The organism is Enterobacter sp. ODB01 (assembly GCF_001623605.1).
In the GTDB taxonomy this organism is placed as follows: domain Bacteria; phylum Pseudomonadota; class Gammaproteobacteria; order Enterobacterales; family Enterobacteriaceae; genus Enterobacter; species Enterobacter kobei.
Genome location: NZ_CP015227.1, coordinates 1,102,572 through 1,117,602, shown reverse-complemented (window position 1 = coordinate 1,117,602; position 15,031 = coordinate 1,102,572). Strand labels below are relative to the sequence as shown.

General features: G+C 56.5%; 11 protein-coding genes. 3 read left to right on the top strand and 8 right to left on the bottom strand.

Annotated elements, in window-relative coordinates; all coding sequences use genetic code 11:
* Positions 1 to 21 precede the first annotated feature (21 nt).
* Positions 22 to 2,352 (bottom strand): Tex family protein, encoded by a 2,331-nt coding sequence (locus A4308_RS05450; protein ID WP_063308479.1) that lies wholly within the window; start codon positions 2,350 to 2,352, stop codon positions 22 to 24.
* Positions 2,353 to 2,439: 87 nt separating this feature from the next.
* The gene (greB, locus tag A4308_RS05445; protein WP_014885539.1) at positions 2,440 to 2,913 is read right to left on the bottom strand and encodes a transcription elongation factor GreB; all 474 of its coding nucleotides are present in this window, start codon (positions 2,911 to 2,913) and stop codon (positions 2,440 to 2,442) included.
* Positions 2,914 to 3,141: 228 nt separating this feature from the next.
* On the opposite strand from greB, the gene ompR reads away from it, so the two are divergent.
* On the top strand, positions 3,142 to 3,861 hold the full coding sequence (gene ompR / locus A4308_RS05440) for an osmolarity response regulator transcription factor OmpR (RefSeq protein ID WP_001157751.1): 720 nt from the start codon (positions 3,142 to 3,144) through the stop codon (positions 3,859 to 3,861).
* Complete coding sequence (envZ, locus tag A4308_RS05435; RefSeq protein WP_014885538.1) at positions 3,858 to 5,204, top strand: two-component system sensor histidine kinase EnvZ; 1,347 nt, start codon at positions 3,858 to 3,860, stop codon at positions 5,202 to 5,204. The genes ompR and envZ overlap by 4 nt, the downstream gene beginning before the upstream one ends.
* Positions 5,205 to 5,328: 124 nt before the next feature.
* On the opposite strand, the gene pckA is transcribed toward envZ, so the two are convergent.
* The 5 genes from pckA to A4308_RS05410 form a co-directional block, all read right to left on the bottom strand.
* Positions 5,329 to 6,948, bottom strand: coding sequence for a phosphoenolpyruvate carboxykinase (ATP) (gene pckA, locus A4308_RS05430; RefSeq protein WP_023331490.1), 1,620 nt, complete (start codon positions 6,946 to 6,948; stop codon positions 5,329 to 5,331).
* Positions 6,949 to 7,309: 361 nt separating this feature from the next.
* The gene (hslO, locus tag A4308_RS05425; protein ID WP_162184515.1) at positions 7,310 to 8,194 is read right to left on the bottom strand and encodes an Hsp33 family molecular chaperone HslO; all 885 of its coding nucleotides are present in this window, start codon (positions 8,192 to 8,194) and stop codon (positions 7,310 to 7,312) included.
* An 18-nt stretch (positions 8,195 to 8,212) separates the two neighbouring features.
* Positions 8,213 to 8,614: a ribosome-associated heat shock protein Hsp15 gene (gene hslR, locus A4308_RS05420; RefSeq protein ID WP_014885535.1), complete on the bottom strand. Its 402-nt coding sequence runs from the start codon at positions 8,612 to 8,614 to the stop codon at positions 8,213 to 8,215.
* The gene (gene yrfG, locus A4308_RS05415; protein WP_014885534.1) at positions 8,611 to 9,294 is read right to left on the bottom strand and encodes a GMP/IMP nucleotidase; all 684 of its coding nucleotides are present in this window, start codon (positions 9,292 to 9,294) and stop codon (positions 8,611 to 8,613) included. The genes hslR and yrfG overlap by 4 nt, the downstream gene beginning before the upstream one ends.
* A gap of 67 nt (positions 9,295 to 9,361) precedes the next feature.
* Entirely contained in the window at positions 9,362 to 11,497 is a 2,136-nt protein-coding gene (locus A4308_RS05410; protein ID WP_045281906.1) for an intracellular growth attenuator family protein, read from the bottom strand.
* A 325-nt stretch (positions 11,498 to 11,822) separates the two neighbouring features.
* On the opposite strand from A4308_RS05410, the gene nudE reads away from it, so the two are divergent.
* Entirely contained in the window at positions 11,823 to 12,383 is a 561-nt protein-coding gene (nudE, locus tag A4308_RS05400) for an ADP compounds hydrolase NudE (protein ID WP_008503041.1), read from the top strand.
* Positions 12,384 to 12,463: 80 nt separating this feature from the next.
* On the opposite strand, the gene mrcA is transcribed toward nudE, so the two are convergent.
* Entirely contained in the window at positions 12,464 to 15,016 is a 2,553-nt protein-coding gene (gene mrcA, locus A4308_RS05395) for a peptidoglycan glycosyltransferase/peptidoglycan DD-transpeptidase MrcA (RefSeq protein ID WP_045281907.1), read from the bottom strand.
* Positions 15,017 to 15,031 lie beyond the last annotated feature (15 nt).

The window sequence follows — 15,031 nt, the reverse complement described above, 5'->3', positions numbered from 1 at the left end:
GCGCCACCGGGCGTTTATCACTTAGCGCTTCTTGCCCATCGCGGCCGCCAGCGCATCCATCATCGCACTATTGCCCGCTGGCTGAGCATCACGCCCGCGCGGTTTTGCCGCTTTCGCGGCCGGGCGCTGAGAGTCACGAGCGCCGCCGTTTCCGCCACGACGCGCGTTGGTGTCGCCTGGCTGCTCGTCCAGACGCATGGTCAGGGCGATACGTTTGCGCTGCAGGTCCACTTCCAGCACTTTCACCTTCACGATGTCGCCCGCTTTGACCACGGTGTGCGGGTCTTCAACGAACTTGTCGGCGAGAGAAGAGATGTGAACCAGGCCATCCTGATGCACGCCGATATCCACAAACGCGCCGAAGTTGGTGACGTTAGTTACCGCACCTTCCAGCACCATGCCGGGCAGCAGATCGTTCATGGTCTCGATGCCGTCAGCAAAGGTCGCCGTTTTGAACTCAGGACGCGGATCGCGGCCCGGTTTTTCCAGCTCTTTGATGATATCGGTGACGGTTGGCACACCAAATTTATCGTCGGTGAAATCCACCGCTTTGAGGTTGCGCAGGGCACTGCTATCGCCCATCAGGTCCTTTAGCGCCTGCTGGGTGGCGGCCAGAATACGTTCCACCACCGGGTAGGCTTCCGGGTGAACGGTGGAGGCATCCAGCGGGTTATCGCCGTGGTTGATGCGCAGGAAGCCCGCGCATTGCTCAAACGCTTTCGGCCCCAGACGGCTCACCTTCAGCAGCTGCTGACGGTTCTGGAACTGGCCGTTCTCATCACGCCAGGCGACGATGTTCTGCGCCATCATGCGGGTTAAGCCCGCCACGCGGGTCAGCAGCGGCACGGAGGCGGTATTCAGGTCAACACCGACGGCGTTTACGCAGTCTTCTACGACCGCATCCAGCTTGCGTGCCAGCTGAGTCTGGCTCACATCGTGCTGGTACTGGCCCACGCCGATGGATTTCGGATCAATTTTCACCAGCTCCGCCAGCGGATCCTGCAAACGACGGGCGATAGAGACCGCGCCGCGCAATGAAACGTCCAGGTCCGGGAATTCCTGCGCCGCCAGCTCGGAGGCGGAATAGACTGATGCGCCCGCTTCGCTGACGATCACCTTGTGCGCCGTGACTTTCGGGAACTGCTTCTGCACGTCGAGGAAGAAACGTTCAGTCTCGCGGGACGCCGTACCGTTACCGATGGCGACCAGCTCGACGTTGTATTTTTCACACAGAGCGGCAACCACGACAGCCGCTTTCGCTGCCTGTCCGGTGTGCGGATAGATGGTGTCAGTGGCGACCAGCTTGCCGGTGCCGTCAACCACCGCCACTTTCACGCCGGTACGCAGGCCCGGATCGAGACCCATGGTCGCGCGCAGGCCAGCAGGCGCCGCCATCAGCAGGTCATGCAGGTTACGGGCGAAAACGTTGATCGCTTCATCTTCGGCGCGCTCGCGCACGGTGCCCATCAGCTCGGTTTCGAGGTGCATCAGCACCTTGATGCGCCAGGTCCAGCTCACCACGCCTTTGCGCCAGCTGTCTGCCGGAGCGTTGTTAAGGTGCAGGCCGAGATGGTCAATGATGATCTGCTCGCAGTGGCTCTCTTTCGGCGGCTCGTCAAACTGCGGATCAGCGTTCAGAGAGAGCTGCAGCACACCTTCGTTGCGGCCGCGGAACATTGCCAGCGCACGGTGTGATGGGGTGGTAGATATCGGTTCGTGGTGATCGAAGTAGTCGCGGAATTTCGCGCCTTCGTCCTCTTTCCCCGCCACGACGGTAGAGACGATGTGCGCATTCTTCCACAGGTAATCACGCACTTTAGCCAGCAGGGCGGCGTCTTCGGCAAAGCGTTCCATCAGAATGTAACGCGCACCGTCGAGGGCGGCCTTGGTGTCCGCGACGCCTTTGTCGGCATCGATGAATTTCGCCGCCTCAGTTTCCGGATGGTGGGACGGCTCATTCCACAGCAGGTCGGCCAGCGGCTCAAGGCCTGCTTCAATCGCGATCTGCCCGCGCGTGCGGCGCTTCGGTTTGTAAGGCAGATAGAGATCTTCGAGTTCGGTTTTGCTCAGGGTGCCGTTAATGGCGCTTTCCAGTTCGCTGGTCAGCTTGCCCTGTTCGCCAATGGATTTGAGGATCGCCTGACGACGGTCTTCCAGTTCACGCAGGTATCCCAGACGGGTTTCCAGGTTACGCAGCTGCGTGTCATCCAGACCGCCGGTGACTTCCTTACGATAACGTGCAATAAACGGCACGGTGTTCCCTTCATCAAGCAGGCGAACGGCAGCTTCTACCTGTTCGGCTCTGGCCTGAAGTTCACCCGCAATAATGCGGCAGAGCGAATCTTTCATCATGGCTTTATCATCTGTTGAGTCGAAAAATCAGGGGATAGTTATACGGGCTGACACGGCAAAATGCCAGCCGGGGAGGGCGCTCTCGGACTATTTTACGTAGACGATCTCATTGACGTACCAGCTGGCTTCACCGGCGGGAGTCTGAACGACGGCCAAATCACCCACTTCCTTTTTCAGCAGCGCGCGGGCCATCGGGGAGTCGATGGAGATGTAATCCTTACGACCAAAAATTTCATCGTAGCCGACAATGCGAAAACGCAGGGTGTCACCGTCGTCGTTTTCAATCTCCACCCACGCGCCGAAGAACACTTTGCCCTCCTGCTGCGGGGAGTAATCGACAATTTTCAGGTTCTCAAGGCACTTGGTCAGGTAGCGTACCCGACGGTCAATCTCACGCAGTCGCTTTTTGTTGTACTGGTAGTCAGCATTTTCGCTGCGATCGCCCAGGCTTGCCGCCCAGGTCACCTTTTTGGTTACTTCAGGGCGCTCTTCTCGCCACAGGTAATCCATCTCTTTTTTGAGTTTTTCGTACCCTTCGCGGGTGATCAGGGGCGTTTTCATGGTAAAGCCTTTGCTGCCTGTTTTCTGTCTGGCGCACAATACGTACCACACAGTGTAACAGACAGGATTAATAATGATTTATGTGATGAAATGAGCAGATAAGCTGCTGTTAAATATGCTTTGTAACAATTTCGACTAGAATTTATACCAGATTTCGCTGGTCGAATACGTGCACTTTTTTAGAATACGCTGTCACAAAGACTATCCGAACCTTTGGGAGTACACACAATGCAAGAGAACTACAAAATTCTGGTCGTGGATGACGACATGCGCCTGCGTGCGCTGCTGGAGCGTTATCTGACCGAGCAGGGCTTCCAGGTTCGTAGCGTCGCGAACGCTGAGCAGATGGATCGTCTGCTAACCCGTGAATCTTTCCATCTGATGGTTCTCGACCTGATGCTGCCGGGCGAGGACGGGCTCTCTATCTGCCGTCGTCTGCGTAGCCAGAGTAACCCGATGCCGATCATCATGGTGACCGCGAAGGGTGAAGAAGTTGACCGTATCGTGGGCCTCGAAATCGGCGCGGATGACTACATTCCAAAACCGTTTAACCCGCGTGAACTGCTGGCGCGTATTCGTGCCGTGCTGCGTCGTCAGGCGAACGAGCTGCCTGGCGCACCGTCGCAGGAAGAAGCGGTGATTGCCTTCGGCAAGTTCAAGCTGAACCTCGGTACGCGTGAGATGTTCCGTGAAGATGAGCCAATGCCGCTCACCAGCGGTGAGTTTGCGGTGCTGAAAGCGCTGGTCAGCCACCCGCGTGAGCCGCTTTCCCGTGACAAGCTGATGAACCTGGCGCGTGGTCGCGAATACTCCGCAATGGAACGCTCCATCGACGTGCAGATCTCCCGTCTGCGCCGCATGGTGGAAGAAGATCCGGCGCATCCTCGTTATATTCAGACCGTATGGGGTCTGGGCTACGTGTTTGTCCCGGACGGCTCTAAAGCATGAGGCGAATGCGCTTCTCGCCGCGAAGCTCATTTGCCCGCACCCTGTTACTGATCGTCACCTTGCTGTTTGTCAGCCTGGTGACGACCTACCTGGTGGTTTTGAACTTTGCGATTTTGCCGAGCCTCCAGCAGTTTAATAAGGTCCTGGCGTACGAAGTCCGTATGCTGATGACCGATAAACTGCAACTGGAGGACGGCACGCAACTGGTTGTTCCCCCGGCGTTTCGCCGTGAAATCTACCGTGAGCTGGGCATTTCGCTCTACTCGAATGAGGCGGCAGAAGACGCGGGTTTGCGCTGGGCGCAGCACTACGAATTTCTTAGCCAGCAGATGGCGCAGCAGCTGGGGGGCCCAACGGAAGTCCGCGTTGAGGTTAACAAAAGCTCGCCTGTCGTCTGGCTGAAAACCTGGCTGTCACCCAACATCTGGGTGCGCGTTCCGCTGACGGAAATCCATCAGGGCGACTTTTCGCCGCTGTTCCGCTATACGCTCGCCATTATGCTGCTGGCGATAGGCGGGGCCTGGCTGTTTATCCGTATACAGAACCGACCGCTGGTCGACCTGGAGCACGCTGCGCTGCAGGTCGGTAAAGGCATTATTCCTCCCCCGCTGCGCGAGTATGGCGCCTCGGAAGTGCGTTCTGTGACGCGGGCCTTTAACCACATGGCCGCAGGTGTGAAGCAGCTGGCGGATGACCGTACGCTGCTGATGGCGGGCGTCAGTCATGACCTGCGCACGCCGTTGACGCGTATCCGTCTGGCAACGGAGATGATGGGCGAAGAAGATGGTTATCTCGCCGAGTCCATCAACAAGGACATCGAAGAGTGTAACGCCATCATCGAGCAGTTCATCGACTATCTCCGTACCGGGCAGGAAATGCCGATGGAGATGGCGGATCTGAACGCGGTGCTGGGTGAAGTGGTGGCCGCGGAAAGTGGTTATGAACGTGAAATTGATACTGCCCTTCAGGCCGGTGAAATTCAGGTCCGTATGCACCCGCTCTCCATTAAGCGTGCGGTGGCGAACATGGTGGTCAACGCGGCGCGCTACGGCAACGGCTGGATTAAAGTCAGCAGCGGGTCTGAACTCAACCGCGCCTGGTTCCAGGTGGAAGATGACGGTCCGGGTATTAAGCCCGAGCAGCGTAAGCATCTGTTCCAGCCGTTTGTGCGTGGCGACAGTGCGCGCAGCACCAGTGGTACGGGCTTAGGCCTGGCGATTGTGCAGCGTATTATCGATAACCATAACGGATTGCTGGAGATCGGCACCAGCGAGCGGGGTGGGCTGAGCATTCGCGCCTGGTTACCGGTGCCGGTGACGCGCGGACAGGTGAAAGAGAGTTAAAAAAAGGTGGCAAAAGCCACCTTTTTTGTAGGTCGGGTAAGGCGAAGCCGCCACCCGACAACATGCGACCTCTGCGGCCTGATGCCCTCACCCTGGCCCTCTCCCACAGGGAGAGGGAGAAGGGCTACAGCTTCGGTCCCGCACTCACCAGCGCTTCGCCCGCTGGTGTATCGGTATATTTCTCGAAGTTCTCAATAAACAGCTTCGCCAGCGATTCTGCCTTCTCGCGCCACTGTTCCGGCGATCCGTACGTATTGCGTGGGTCGAGGATATGCGTATCCACACCCGGCAGCGACGTTGGAATGGCCAGGTCAAACATCGGCAGCGTGAAGGTTTCGGCGTTATCGAGAGAACCATCCAGAATGGCGTCGATAATGGCGCGAGTATCCTTGATAGAGATACGTTTGCCAGTCCCGTTCCAGCCGGTGTTCACCAGGTAGGCCTGCGCGCCAGACGCCTGCATGCGTTTCACCAGCACTTCAGCGTACTGCGTCGGGTGCAGCGACAGGAATGCTGCGCCGAAGCAGGCGGAGAAGGTTGGGGTTGGCTCCGTCACGCCGCGCTCGGTACCCGCCAGTTTGGCCGTAAAGCCAGAAAGGAAGTGGTACTGCGTCTGGCTGGCGGTCAGGCGAGATACCGGAGGCAGCACGCCAAAGGCATCCGCCGTCAGGAAAATCACCTTCGTAGCATGACCCGCTTTTGACACCGGCTTCACGATGTTGTCGATGTGGTAGATCGGGTATGACACGCGCGTGTTTTCGGTTTTCGAGGCGTCGTCAAAGTCGATAGAGCCGTCGGCACGTACGGTGACGTTTTCCAGCAGCGCATCGCGACGGATTGCGTGGAAGATATCCGGCTCAGCCTCTTCTGACAGGCGAATGGTCTTCGCGTAGCAGCCGCCTTCAAAGTTAAACACGCCGTCATCGTCCCAGCCGTGTTCGTCATCGCCAATCAGACGACGTTTCGGGTCGGTGGAGAGGGTGGTTTTCCCTGTGCCGGACAGGCCGAAGAACACCGCCACATCGCCTTTCTCGCCGACGTTCGCCGAGCAGTGCATGGACGCGATGCCGCGCAGTGGCAGCAGGTAGTTCATAACCGAGAACATCCCTTTCTTCATCTCGCCGCCGTACCAGGTACCGCCGATCAGCTGGATACGCTCGGTCAGGTTGAAGGCGACAAAGTTTTCGGAGTTCAGGCCCTGCTCTTTCCACTGCGGGTTAGTGCATTTCGCACCGTTCATTACGATGAAGTCAGGCGTGAAGTCCTGCAGCTCTTCGTCGGTTGGACGAATAAACATGTTCTTCACGAAATGCGCCTGCCAGGCTACTTCGGTAATGAAACGTACGGAGAGACGGGTGTCGGCGTTAGCGCCGCAGAAAGCGTCTACGATAAACAGACGCTTGCCAGAAAGTTGATGGGTGACGAGCCCTTTCAGATGCTGCCAGGTTTCCGGAGAGAGCGGTTTGTTGTCGTTCTTCCCTTTGCCTTTGTCAGCCCACCACAGCGTATCGCGGGTGGTTTCGTCTCGGACGATATACTTATCTTTAGGCGAACGACCGGTAAAAATACCGGTATCGACGGCGATAGCACCAAGATTCGTCAACACACCGCGCTCGTATCCTTCCAGTGCTGGATTGAGCTCTTCCTGATACAGCGTATCGTAGTCGGGGTTGTAGACGACTTCCTGGACGTCGTGAATACCATAAGCCTTGAGATCTTGCGGGGTTAAACCAGTAACACGCATATCACTGCTCCTTAGCCAATATGTACTGCCTGAAATTGTAGGGTTTTTCTGGGGTTGTTAACCGCGACGGGGCTCATAGATTTACGCATCTGGACAAAACCCTTACTAACGGAAAACGCTGCGACTCCAGTCACAGTGCAGGCGGATTATCGCAGGAATCGCTTTTTGGTTGGGGAAAATGTTCCGAAAAGGTTAAAGGCTGGTGATTTTATCGGAGAGAATGTGAATGTAATCGCATACACGTAAGAAAATTACGTAAGAGTTACATACGGAAAACGATTCAGCTTAAGCGAGGTTTTTTGCCCTCACCCAGTTCCCTCTCCCACAGGGAGAGAGAACAGGATGGGGAGAAGGAAGGGTATTAGTGAACCTGCGGATCCGCCGGGGAGGCGTTGTTGCGGATCTCAGCGATATCCATTGAATTGAACACATAGTGCGTACCGCAGTAGTCACAGTGCATATCAATTTCGCCGTCTTCCGCCATGATGCTGTCGATCTCTTCATCTGGCAGGGTTTTCAGCGCACCCGCGCAGCGTTCGCGAGAACAGGTGCATTTGAACTCCACCGCCTGCGGGTCGTAAACGGTCACTTCTTCTTCGTGGTACAGACGCCACAGCACGTCAGTCGCCGACAGGTTAAACAGCTCTTCGGCTTTGACGGTTTCGGTCAGCGTCGCCAGGTGCTCGAAGTCATTGGTCTGTGCGTCCTGGGCTGGCAGAACTTGCAGCAGCATACCGCCCGCAGCAGGCTGACCATCCACTTCACCGGTGCGGATGAACAGACGCGTCGGCAGCTGTTCAGAACGCATGAAGTAATCTTCCAGGCAGGCTGCCAGGGTATCCCCTTCGAGGCCGACCACGCCCTGATAGCGTTCACCTTCCTCAGGGGAGATAGTGATCACCAGGTAGCCATTCCCCACCAGCGTTTTGAGGTCTGCATTTTCAGGCACATCGCCCTGAACGCGTGCGACGCCGCGCATCTGCTGCTGGTTATTGCCGTTGATCACTGCCAGCGTCATTGGGCCGTCACCCTGCAACTGCACGGTAATATCACCGGCAAATTTCAGCGTCGCGGTCAGCAGGCTGGTGGCAACCAGCAGTTCGCCCAACAGGGTCTTCACCGGCAGCGGGTAATTGTGATTTTCCAGAATCTGTTTCCAGGTTTCGGATACGGTGACCAGTTCGCCGCGCACGGCGAATTGTTCAAACAGATAGCGGTGTAATTGGTCGTGTTGGGCCATTTTCATCTCTCGTGCGGGTGAGGGTTACTCTGTCTCACCGTGTTTAAATTTCATCAGATCGCGGCGCTCTTTTTTATCCGGCCGCCGGTCCGGGTGGGGCATGGTTAGCGCATTCATTTTGCGCGCCAGCGCGGTCTTCTCGCGTTTCTCAACGCTTTCCGCCGTCTCTTCATAAAGCAGTGCGGCTTCCGATGCGGGCCGACGTTGTTCGGTAATGGCTTTAATCACCACCGTTTTTTCATCGTTGCCCTGGCGTAGCGTTAAGGTGGCGTTCAGCTCAACCAGCTTGCTCGGCTTGCTGCGCTGGCCGTTGTAATGCACTTTACCGCCGTCAACCATCTCGCGGGCAAGGGCGCGCGTTTTATAAAAACGGGCCGCCCACAGCCATTTATCCAGTCTTACCCCGTCAGAGGGTTTTTCTTTCATGGCGTCTCCTTCACGGTCAGTGAGGGGATCATCTGGCGGTAGTCGTTCAGTCCAGGATGTCGCAGATAGCGTTTTTCAGCCAGGCCAGAGTCAGGATTGGTGACGCCCAGACAATAGCGAATGCCAAACGTTGCCGCGGAATCCAGAATGGGCTCGCTGTCGTCAATGAACAGCGTGCGTTCCGGCTGCAAGCCGGTCTCTTCCTTCACCGCATGCCACAACCGCTGATCCTCTTTCGGATAACCAAATGTGTGGGTAGAAAGCAATAAATCAAGGTGCGATGCCAGCCCCGTGTGCTCCAGCTTCACGGCCAGATTATGTGGATGCGCGTTGGTCAGCAAAATACGGCGCTTGCCGCTGGCTTTCAGCGCGTCCAGGAACGGAACCGTATCTTCGCGCAGTACCGCGCGCGGGCCCTGGGCGGTGGTCATGGCACAAATATCCAAACCGAGGCGCTCGCTCCAGTAGTCAAGACAGTACCAGTTTAGCGTATGTTGCACTGCGCTATATTGCGAACGAATGAATGCCTGTGCTTCTGCCGGGGAGATACCCTGCTGTTCGCCGTAGGTTTCCGGTACCAGCTTTTGCCAGAAATAGTTATCAAAGGCGAGATCGAGCAGCGTGCCGTCCATATCCAGCAGAACGGTGTCGACCTGCTGCCAGTCGATATCAAGATGCATAAGGGGGAACTCCAGCCAGAAGAAACGTGCGCGACAGGGTAGCACATCTTGTCGCGCAACGAGGTTATCAGATCAGGCTCTCGGAGGAGGGGATCAGCTTGGGATTAAGGCAATTTTCATAATATTGCTGGATCTCAGCAAGACGGGTGCGCGAGCGTTGATAGCGGCGCAGCGCCATAATACCGTTCCAGACAATGGCGATAAGCATGGCGATCATCAGCAGAGAGGTGCCAATGTATCGCCACAATCCTGCGCTATCCGGCATCCTGTGCAGGCCGATATGACGGGTGCCGTTGGCATCGGTATAAATACTGGTGACAATCCCTTCGGCGCTGAAGGGGGTTTGCATCAGCATCTGCGCCAGACGCTGGAACTGACCCCACTGCTCCTGTGCCGGATAGTCATAAAGCGCCACCTGCGGGTAAGGCTGATCGACCAGGTCGCTGCCCTCATCGCTGACAATCACAAAGCCGCCCGGTGCCGGGCTGTTGAGCGCCTGCGCCGCACGGGTGGTTTCGCGCATCATAAACGGCGATGTCGACGTGGCGACCAGGTTATCCAGCGATTCGGCGCTTACCGGGCGCAGCAGGACGTTGACACCGTCCAGTCGTCCCGCTTCGGCGCGTTTGACCAGTGAGTCCCAGTCTTTGCTGTTCCCCAGGTTAACCAGCGCGTTTTTGAGGCGTATGCACTCATCCTGCGAGGAACATAAATCCTGGGTTTTGAGAACGATATCGCCAAAGTCATCCAGCAGAACCATGCCTGACTTCTGTATGGCAGAACGCAGCGCAGGGCTGACGCGTGAATCGTCATCCGCTTTCGGGTGCAGCTGGCGGTTAACCGTCTGGGTCAGCGCCGTGGCTTTATTCACCACTTCGGATTCCGGTAATGGCAGTGGCGGCGCGTCGTTCCAGATAATTTGCGAGCAGTCGAACGGCATGAAAGGCGAGCTCTGCCGCGTGTTCCATCCGCCCGGGGTGTGGATATTACACATCCCGGTTCCCTTCAGGCGCAGCGTATCGCCCACCCGTACCCCTGCTTCATCCAGCTGGTTGACGCTGGTCGCTTCGATGGTCTGCGCGCCTTTAATCCACGACAGGGTGAATTTGATGGGCATATCCAGCGGCACGAAAAGCAGCAGCATGATAAACACCAGCGCGGCGCCGCCAGCAATGACCGTGCTACGGAGCCAGTGCTGAAGCGGGAAATTTTTTACTTCATCATGCAGAGACAGGAAGCGTCCCTGACGCACAACGTGGCGGTCAAGGTAGATATCAATATCGGTTTTCTGCCCTAAATCCTGCGCGATCCACGGTTGCCAGTGGCGCGGATAGATAAGGTCGATAATACCGAGCGAAATATTGTTGAGATGCTCCTGATCGTTTTCACCGAACAGACCCCAGCGCTTTGGTGTGCCGCGCAGGCAGTGGATCTCCCGCAACGAGGTTTTGGCCGGCGGTGCAAAAAGCCCCCACAGTCCGGCAGCCAGAAGCAGCACAGCGCCCCCCGCCAGCCACGGAACAAAGACGTCCGGCGTCAGCAGGCAGACAAAAAAGAGCAGGAAAGCGGCAACGATCAGAATGGCTTCACGGATGCCGTCCGGACGGCTCAGGGCGTATTCTTCATGCGTTTCCTGACGAATGTTCAGCAGTTCGATCTGCTCGGTCTCTTCGCCACGAATGGAGGCCTGTGTTGAACTCGCGCGTTCCAGCGCAAAACGCGGAGCTTCGTGAAGATATTCACTCAGGGTATGACCGTTAAGCGAGATAACCAGCGGCAGCGAATCGGTATGAATCAGCTCAACGCTGTTTTCGTCGTTAATGTACTGTTCCCAGGAGGGGGGCAGATGTACCTCGACGGAATCAAGATAGTAGCGCCACTTGTTGGGGTCGTCCGTTGTGATACCGTAGCGAGTAATGGAACGCGTCACGCAGAGCACGGTGTCGCTCTGCGCGTTAAGTTTCAGTGCGACAGGCGCAGCTGTGGCTCCCGTCGGCCCAGGCGATAACTGGGTACGGTTCAGCGTTTCGAGATAGTTTTCAACTGCATCGCGCTCATCTTGCGCGAGTTTACGGGTGGTCGCACCCGCGAAGGCATTTAAAAAAGGCAGCCGGTAACGGCGCTGTGCGCGTCGCCAGTACAGCCACCCTGCAATCAATGCGCTGGCCAGCATAGCAGCGAGAACAATCAAAATGGTGCTCATGCTTTCCCCATCTTACTAATCTTCTTACAGGTGTAATCAGTAGCACCTTTACATTGAATGAGAGTCTGTGGCTGGCTATCGGCAAGTATGGAGTCGAACTTGAGCATTCTGAAGCGCATCCCAGTGACCGGTGATGATAGCAAAGCCTCTTATGGCGCGATATCAGCAAATTCCTGGAAACATTTCAACCTCTTGACATTTGTTTTGAATTGAGGATTGATCCCAGCTACGTTGCATAAATGTAAATAAAGAGCGATTGACATTGCCGAAACCGTGCGGCATATCGCACAATAAAGCCAGTTCACACTGTTAAGACCCCATCAAGATGAGCAAACCACTACAAAAACCCACCATTCTGAATGTTGAAACTGTCGCCAAATCGCGCCTGTTTAATGTTGAAAGTGTGGACCTGGAGTTCAGCAACGGTGTGCGTCGTGTTTATGAACGTATGCGCCCCTCTTCGCGCGAAGCGGTGATGATTGTGCCTATCGTCGACGATCATCTGATTTTGATCCGCGAATACGCCGTGGGAACAGAATCTTACGAACTTGGGTTCTCCAAAGGACTGATCGACCCGGGTGAAACGGTCTTTGAAGCGGCAAACCGTGAGCTGAAAGAAGAGGTGGGTTTTGGTGCGAATGAGCTGTCGTTCCTGAAAAAACTGAGCATGGCGCCGTCCTATTTTTCCAGCAAAATGAATATTGTTGTGGCTGAAGATCTCTACCCTGAATCGCTGGAGGGAGATGAGCCGGAACCGCTGCCGCAGGTGCGCTGGCCGCTGGCGCATCTGATGGATCTGCTGGAAGACCCAGACTTTAACGAGGCCCGCAACGTGAGCGCGTTGTTCCTGGTTCGGGAATGGTTGAAGGGGCAGGGGCGGTTGTAGGTCATAAAAAAAGCCGGGTGGCGGCTACGCCTTACCTGGCCTGGGATTCTTTGCCCGGTTTTTACCGGGCATTTTTATGCTTAGAACAGCTCGTGCGTTTCGCCGTTATCAATAATCTCTGTACCCACCTCATGCACCGCCTGCGTGGTTGGCTGCGTGCCTTCGATGAAATACTCGGCGCGGCTATTACCGCCATTAGCGAGCTGTCCGGTGCTACGGTCGATATTGACCGTGACCACACCCTGCGGTGGCGTTAATGGCTGCTCTGGTACGCCTTCAAGAACGGATTTCATGTACGCATCCCACGCCGGTTGTGCGCTTTTCGCGCCGCCTTCGTAGCCGGAAATCTGATCTTTAATCGCGCCGGATGCCGTGGTACGACCTAAGTCACGGCGATGATCGTCGAAACCGATCCACACCGAGGTCACTACGCCCGGACCGTAGCCGGAGAACCATGCATCTTTCGAGCTGTTGGTGGTACCCGTTTTACCGCCGATATCATGGCGCTGTAAATCGCGTCCCGCACGCCAGCCGGTACCCTGCCAGCCTGGTTCACCGAAGATGTTGGTGTTCAGCGCGCTCTTGATCAGGAACGACAGCGGCGTGTTGATCACATGCGGGGCATACTCCTGCGCGCCGGTCTGTGCAACCAGCGACTGGTTAGCCTGCTCCAGCTGTGGCTGCGGTACAACGATATTCGGCTGCTCCTGAGACACAGCAGGGTCTTCCATGTCCTTGTTTTCAAGCACCTCGGATTTCGGTGTATTGCCGTAAATGACCGGGATATCACACTCAGGGCAGGCAATTTTCGGTTTTGCCTCAAACAGCACGCCGCCCTGATCGTTCTCGATTTTACTGATGAAGAACGGGTCAACCAGGAAGCCACCGTTGGCCATCACCGAGTATCCACGTGCGACCTGAAGCGGCGTAAAGGAAGCGGAGCCTAACGCCAGCGACTCGGTGCGAACGATGTTCTGCGCCGGGAAGCCGAAACGCTGCAGATACTCTGCCGCATAGTCAACGCCCATTGCGCGCATGGCACGTACCATCACCACGTTTTTCGACTGTCCCAGACCCTGACGAAGACGAATAGGGCCGGCATATTCCGCAGGCGAGTTTTTCGGCTGCCAGTCGGAACCGGCACCAGCGTCCCAGCGGGAGATAGGCACGTCGTTAAGGATGCTGGCAAGGGTTAAGCCCTTATCCATCGCCGCGGTGTAGAGGAACGGCTTGATGTTGGAGCCAACCTGACGCAGTGCCTGAGTCGCGCGGTTGAACTTGCTCTGGTTGAAATCGAACCCGCCAACCAGCGCCATGACCGCACCATTCTGTGGGTTGATCGAGACCAGGGCCGAGTTGACGTCAGGGACCTGCGCCAGCCACCAGGCATCGCCCACCTTACGCACCCAGATTTGCTGTCCGGTCTGTACCACATCGGTGACTTTACGCGGGGTTGGCCCTTGCAGAGTGTCCGAACGGTAAGGTCGTGCCCAACGCATCCCGTCCATACGCAGGGAGACGGAAGTGCCATCCGCCAGGGTCGCAACGGCTTCCTGAGGATTGGCCTGCGTCACGACAGCAGGGAGGAGCGGGCCATAGGTTGGCAGCGCCCTCAGCGTGCTGGTGATTTTTTTGCTGTCCCACGCGCTTTCACCCACTTTCCAGAGCACGTTTGACGGGCCGCGATAGCCGTGACGCATGTCGTAGTCCATCACGTTGTTGCGCACCGCCTCCTGAGCCGCCTGCTGCACTTTGCGAGTGACGGTGGTGTACACGCGATAGCCATCTTCATAGGCCTTGTCGCCATAACGGCTCACCATCTCCTGGCGCACCATTTCGGTCAGGTAAGGCGCAGAGAAGGCGATCTCAGGGGCGTGGTAGTTGGCGTCAATGACATCGTTGCGCGCCTGGTCGTACTCGCTCTGGCTGATATAGCCTTCGCTCAGCATACGTGACAGGACGACGTTACGACGCGAGGTGGCGCGATCGAGCGAATAGAGCGGGTTAAACGTAGAAGGCGCTTTAGGCAGACCGGCGATGGTGGCCATTTCGCTTAAGGTGAGTTGATCCACCGGTTTACCGAAATACACCTGTGCCGCAGCCCCCACGCCATAAGCACGATAGCCCAGGTAGATTTTATTGAGGTACAACTCAAGGATTTCGTCCTTGCTCAGCAACTGCTCAATACGGATCGCCAGGAACACCTCTTTGATCTTACGTATCAGTGTTTTTTCAGGGCTGAGGAAGAAGTTACGCGCCAGCTGCTGCGTAATGGTACTTGCCCCCTGGGAGGCATGACCAGAGAACAACGCAATGCTCGCGGCGCGGAAAATCCCCACCGGATCGACACCGTGGTGCTCGTAAAAACGGCTGTCCTCGGTGGCGATAAAGGCTTTCACCATCACGGGCGGAATTTGGTTTAAGGTCAGCGGGATACGACGCTTCTCGCCATACTGCGCCATCAATTCGCCATCGGCGCTATAGACTTGCATCGGGATCTGGAGCCGCACATCGCGAAGCGTGGCGACATCAGGTAGCTGTGGCTCAATATATTTGTACAAACCGTAAATCGAGCCTGCTCCCAGCAGAATGCAACAGACTGCAAGGATGAATAAATACTTTACGAACTTCACCGGAGATTTCCCATT

Bases quoted from the DNA above. Each gene is read 5' to 3' on its own strand.
- A4308_RS05450 (WP_063308479.1), bottom strand. From the start codon at position 2,352: ATGATGAAAGATTCGCTCTGCCGCATTATTGCGGGTGAACTTCAGGCC.
- greB (WP_014885539.1), bottom strand. From the start codon at position 2,913: ATGAAAACGCCCCTGATCACCCGCGAAGGGTACGAAAAACTCAAAAAA.
- ompR (WP_001157751.1), top strand. From the start codon at position 3,142: ATGCAAGAGAACTACAAAATTCTGGTCGTGGATGACGACATGCGCCTG.
- envZ (WP_014885538.1), top strand. From the start codon at position 3,858: ATGAGGCGAATGCGCTTCTCGCCGCGAAGCTCATTTGCCCGCACCCTG.
- pckA (WP_023331490.1), bottom strand. From the start codon at position 6,948: ATGCGTGTTACTGGTTTAACCCCGCAAGATCTCAAGGCTTATGGTATT.
- hslO (WP_162184515.1), bottom strand. From the start codon at position 8,194: ATGAAAATGGCCCAACACGACCAATTACACCGCTATCTGTTTGAACAA.
- hslR (WP_014885535.1), bottom strand. From the start codon at position 8,614: ATGAAAGAAAAACCCTCTGACGGGGTAAGACTGGATAAATGGCTGTGG.
- yrfG (WP_014885534.1), bottom strand. From the start codon at position 9,294: ATGCATCTTGATATCGACTGGCAGCAGGTCGACACCGTTCTGCTGGAT.
- A4308_RS05410 (WP_045281906.1), bottom strand. From the start codon at position 11,497: ATGAGCACCATTTTGATTGTTCTCGCTGCTATGCTGGCCAGCGCATTG.
- nudE (WP_008503041.1), top strand. From the start codon at position 11,823: ATGAGCAAACCACTACAAAAACCCACCATTCTGAATGTTGAAACTGTC.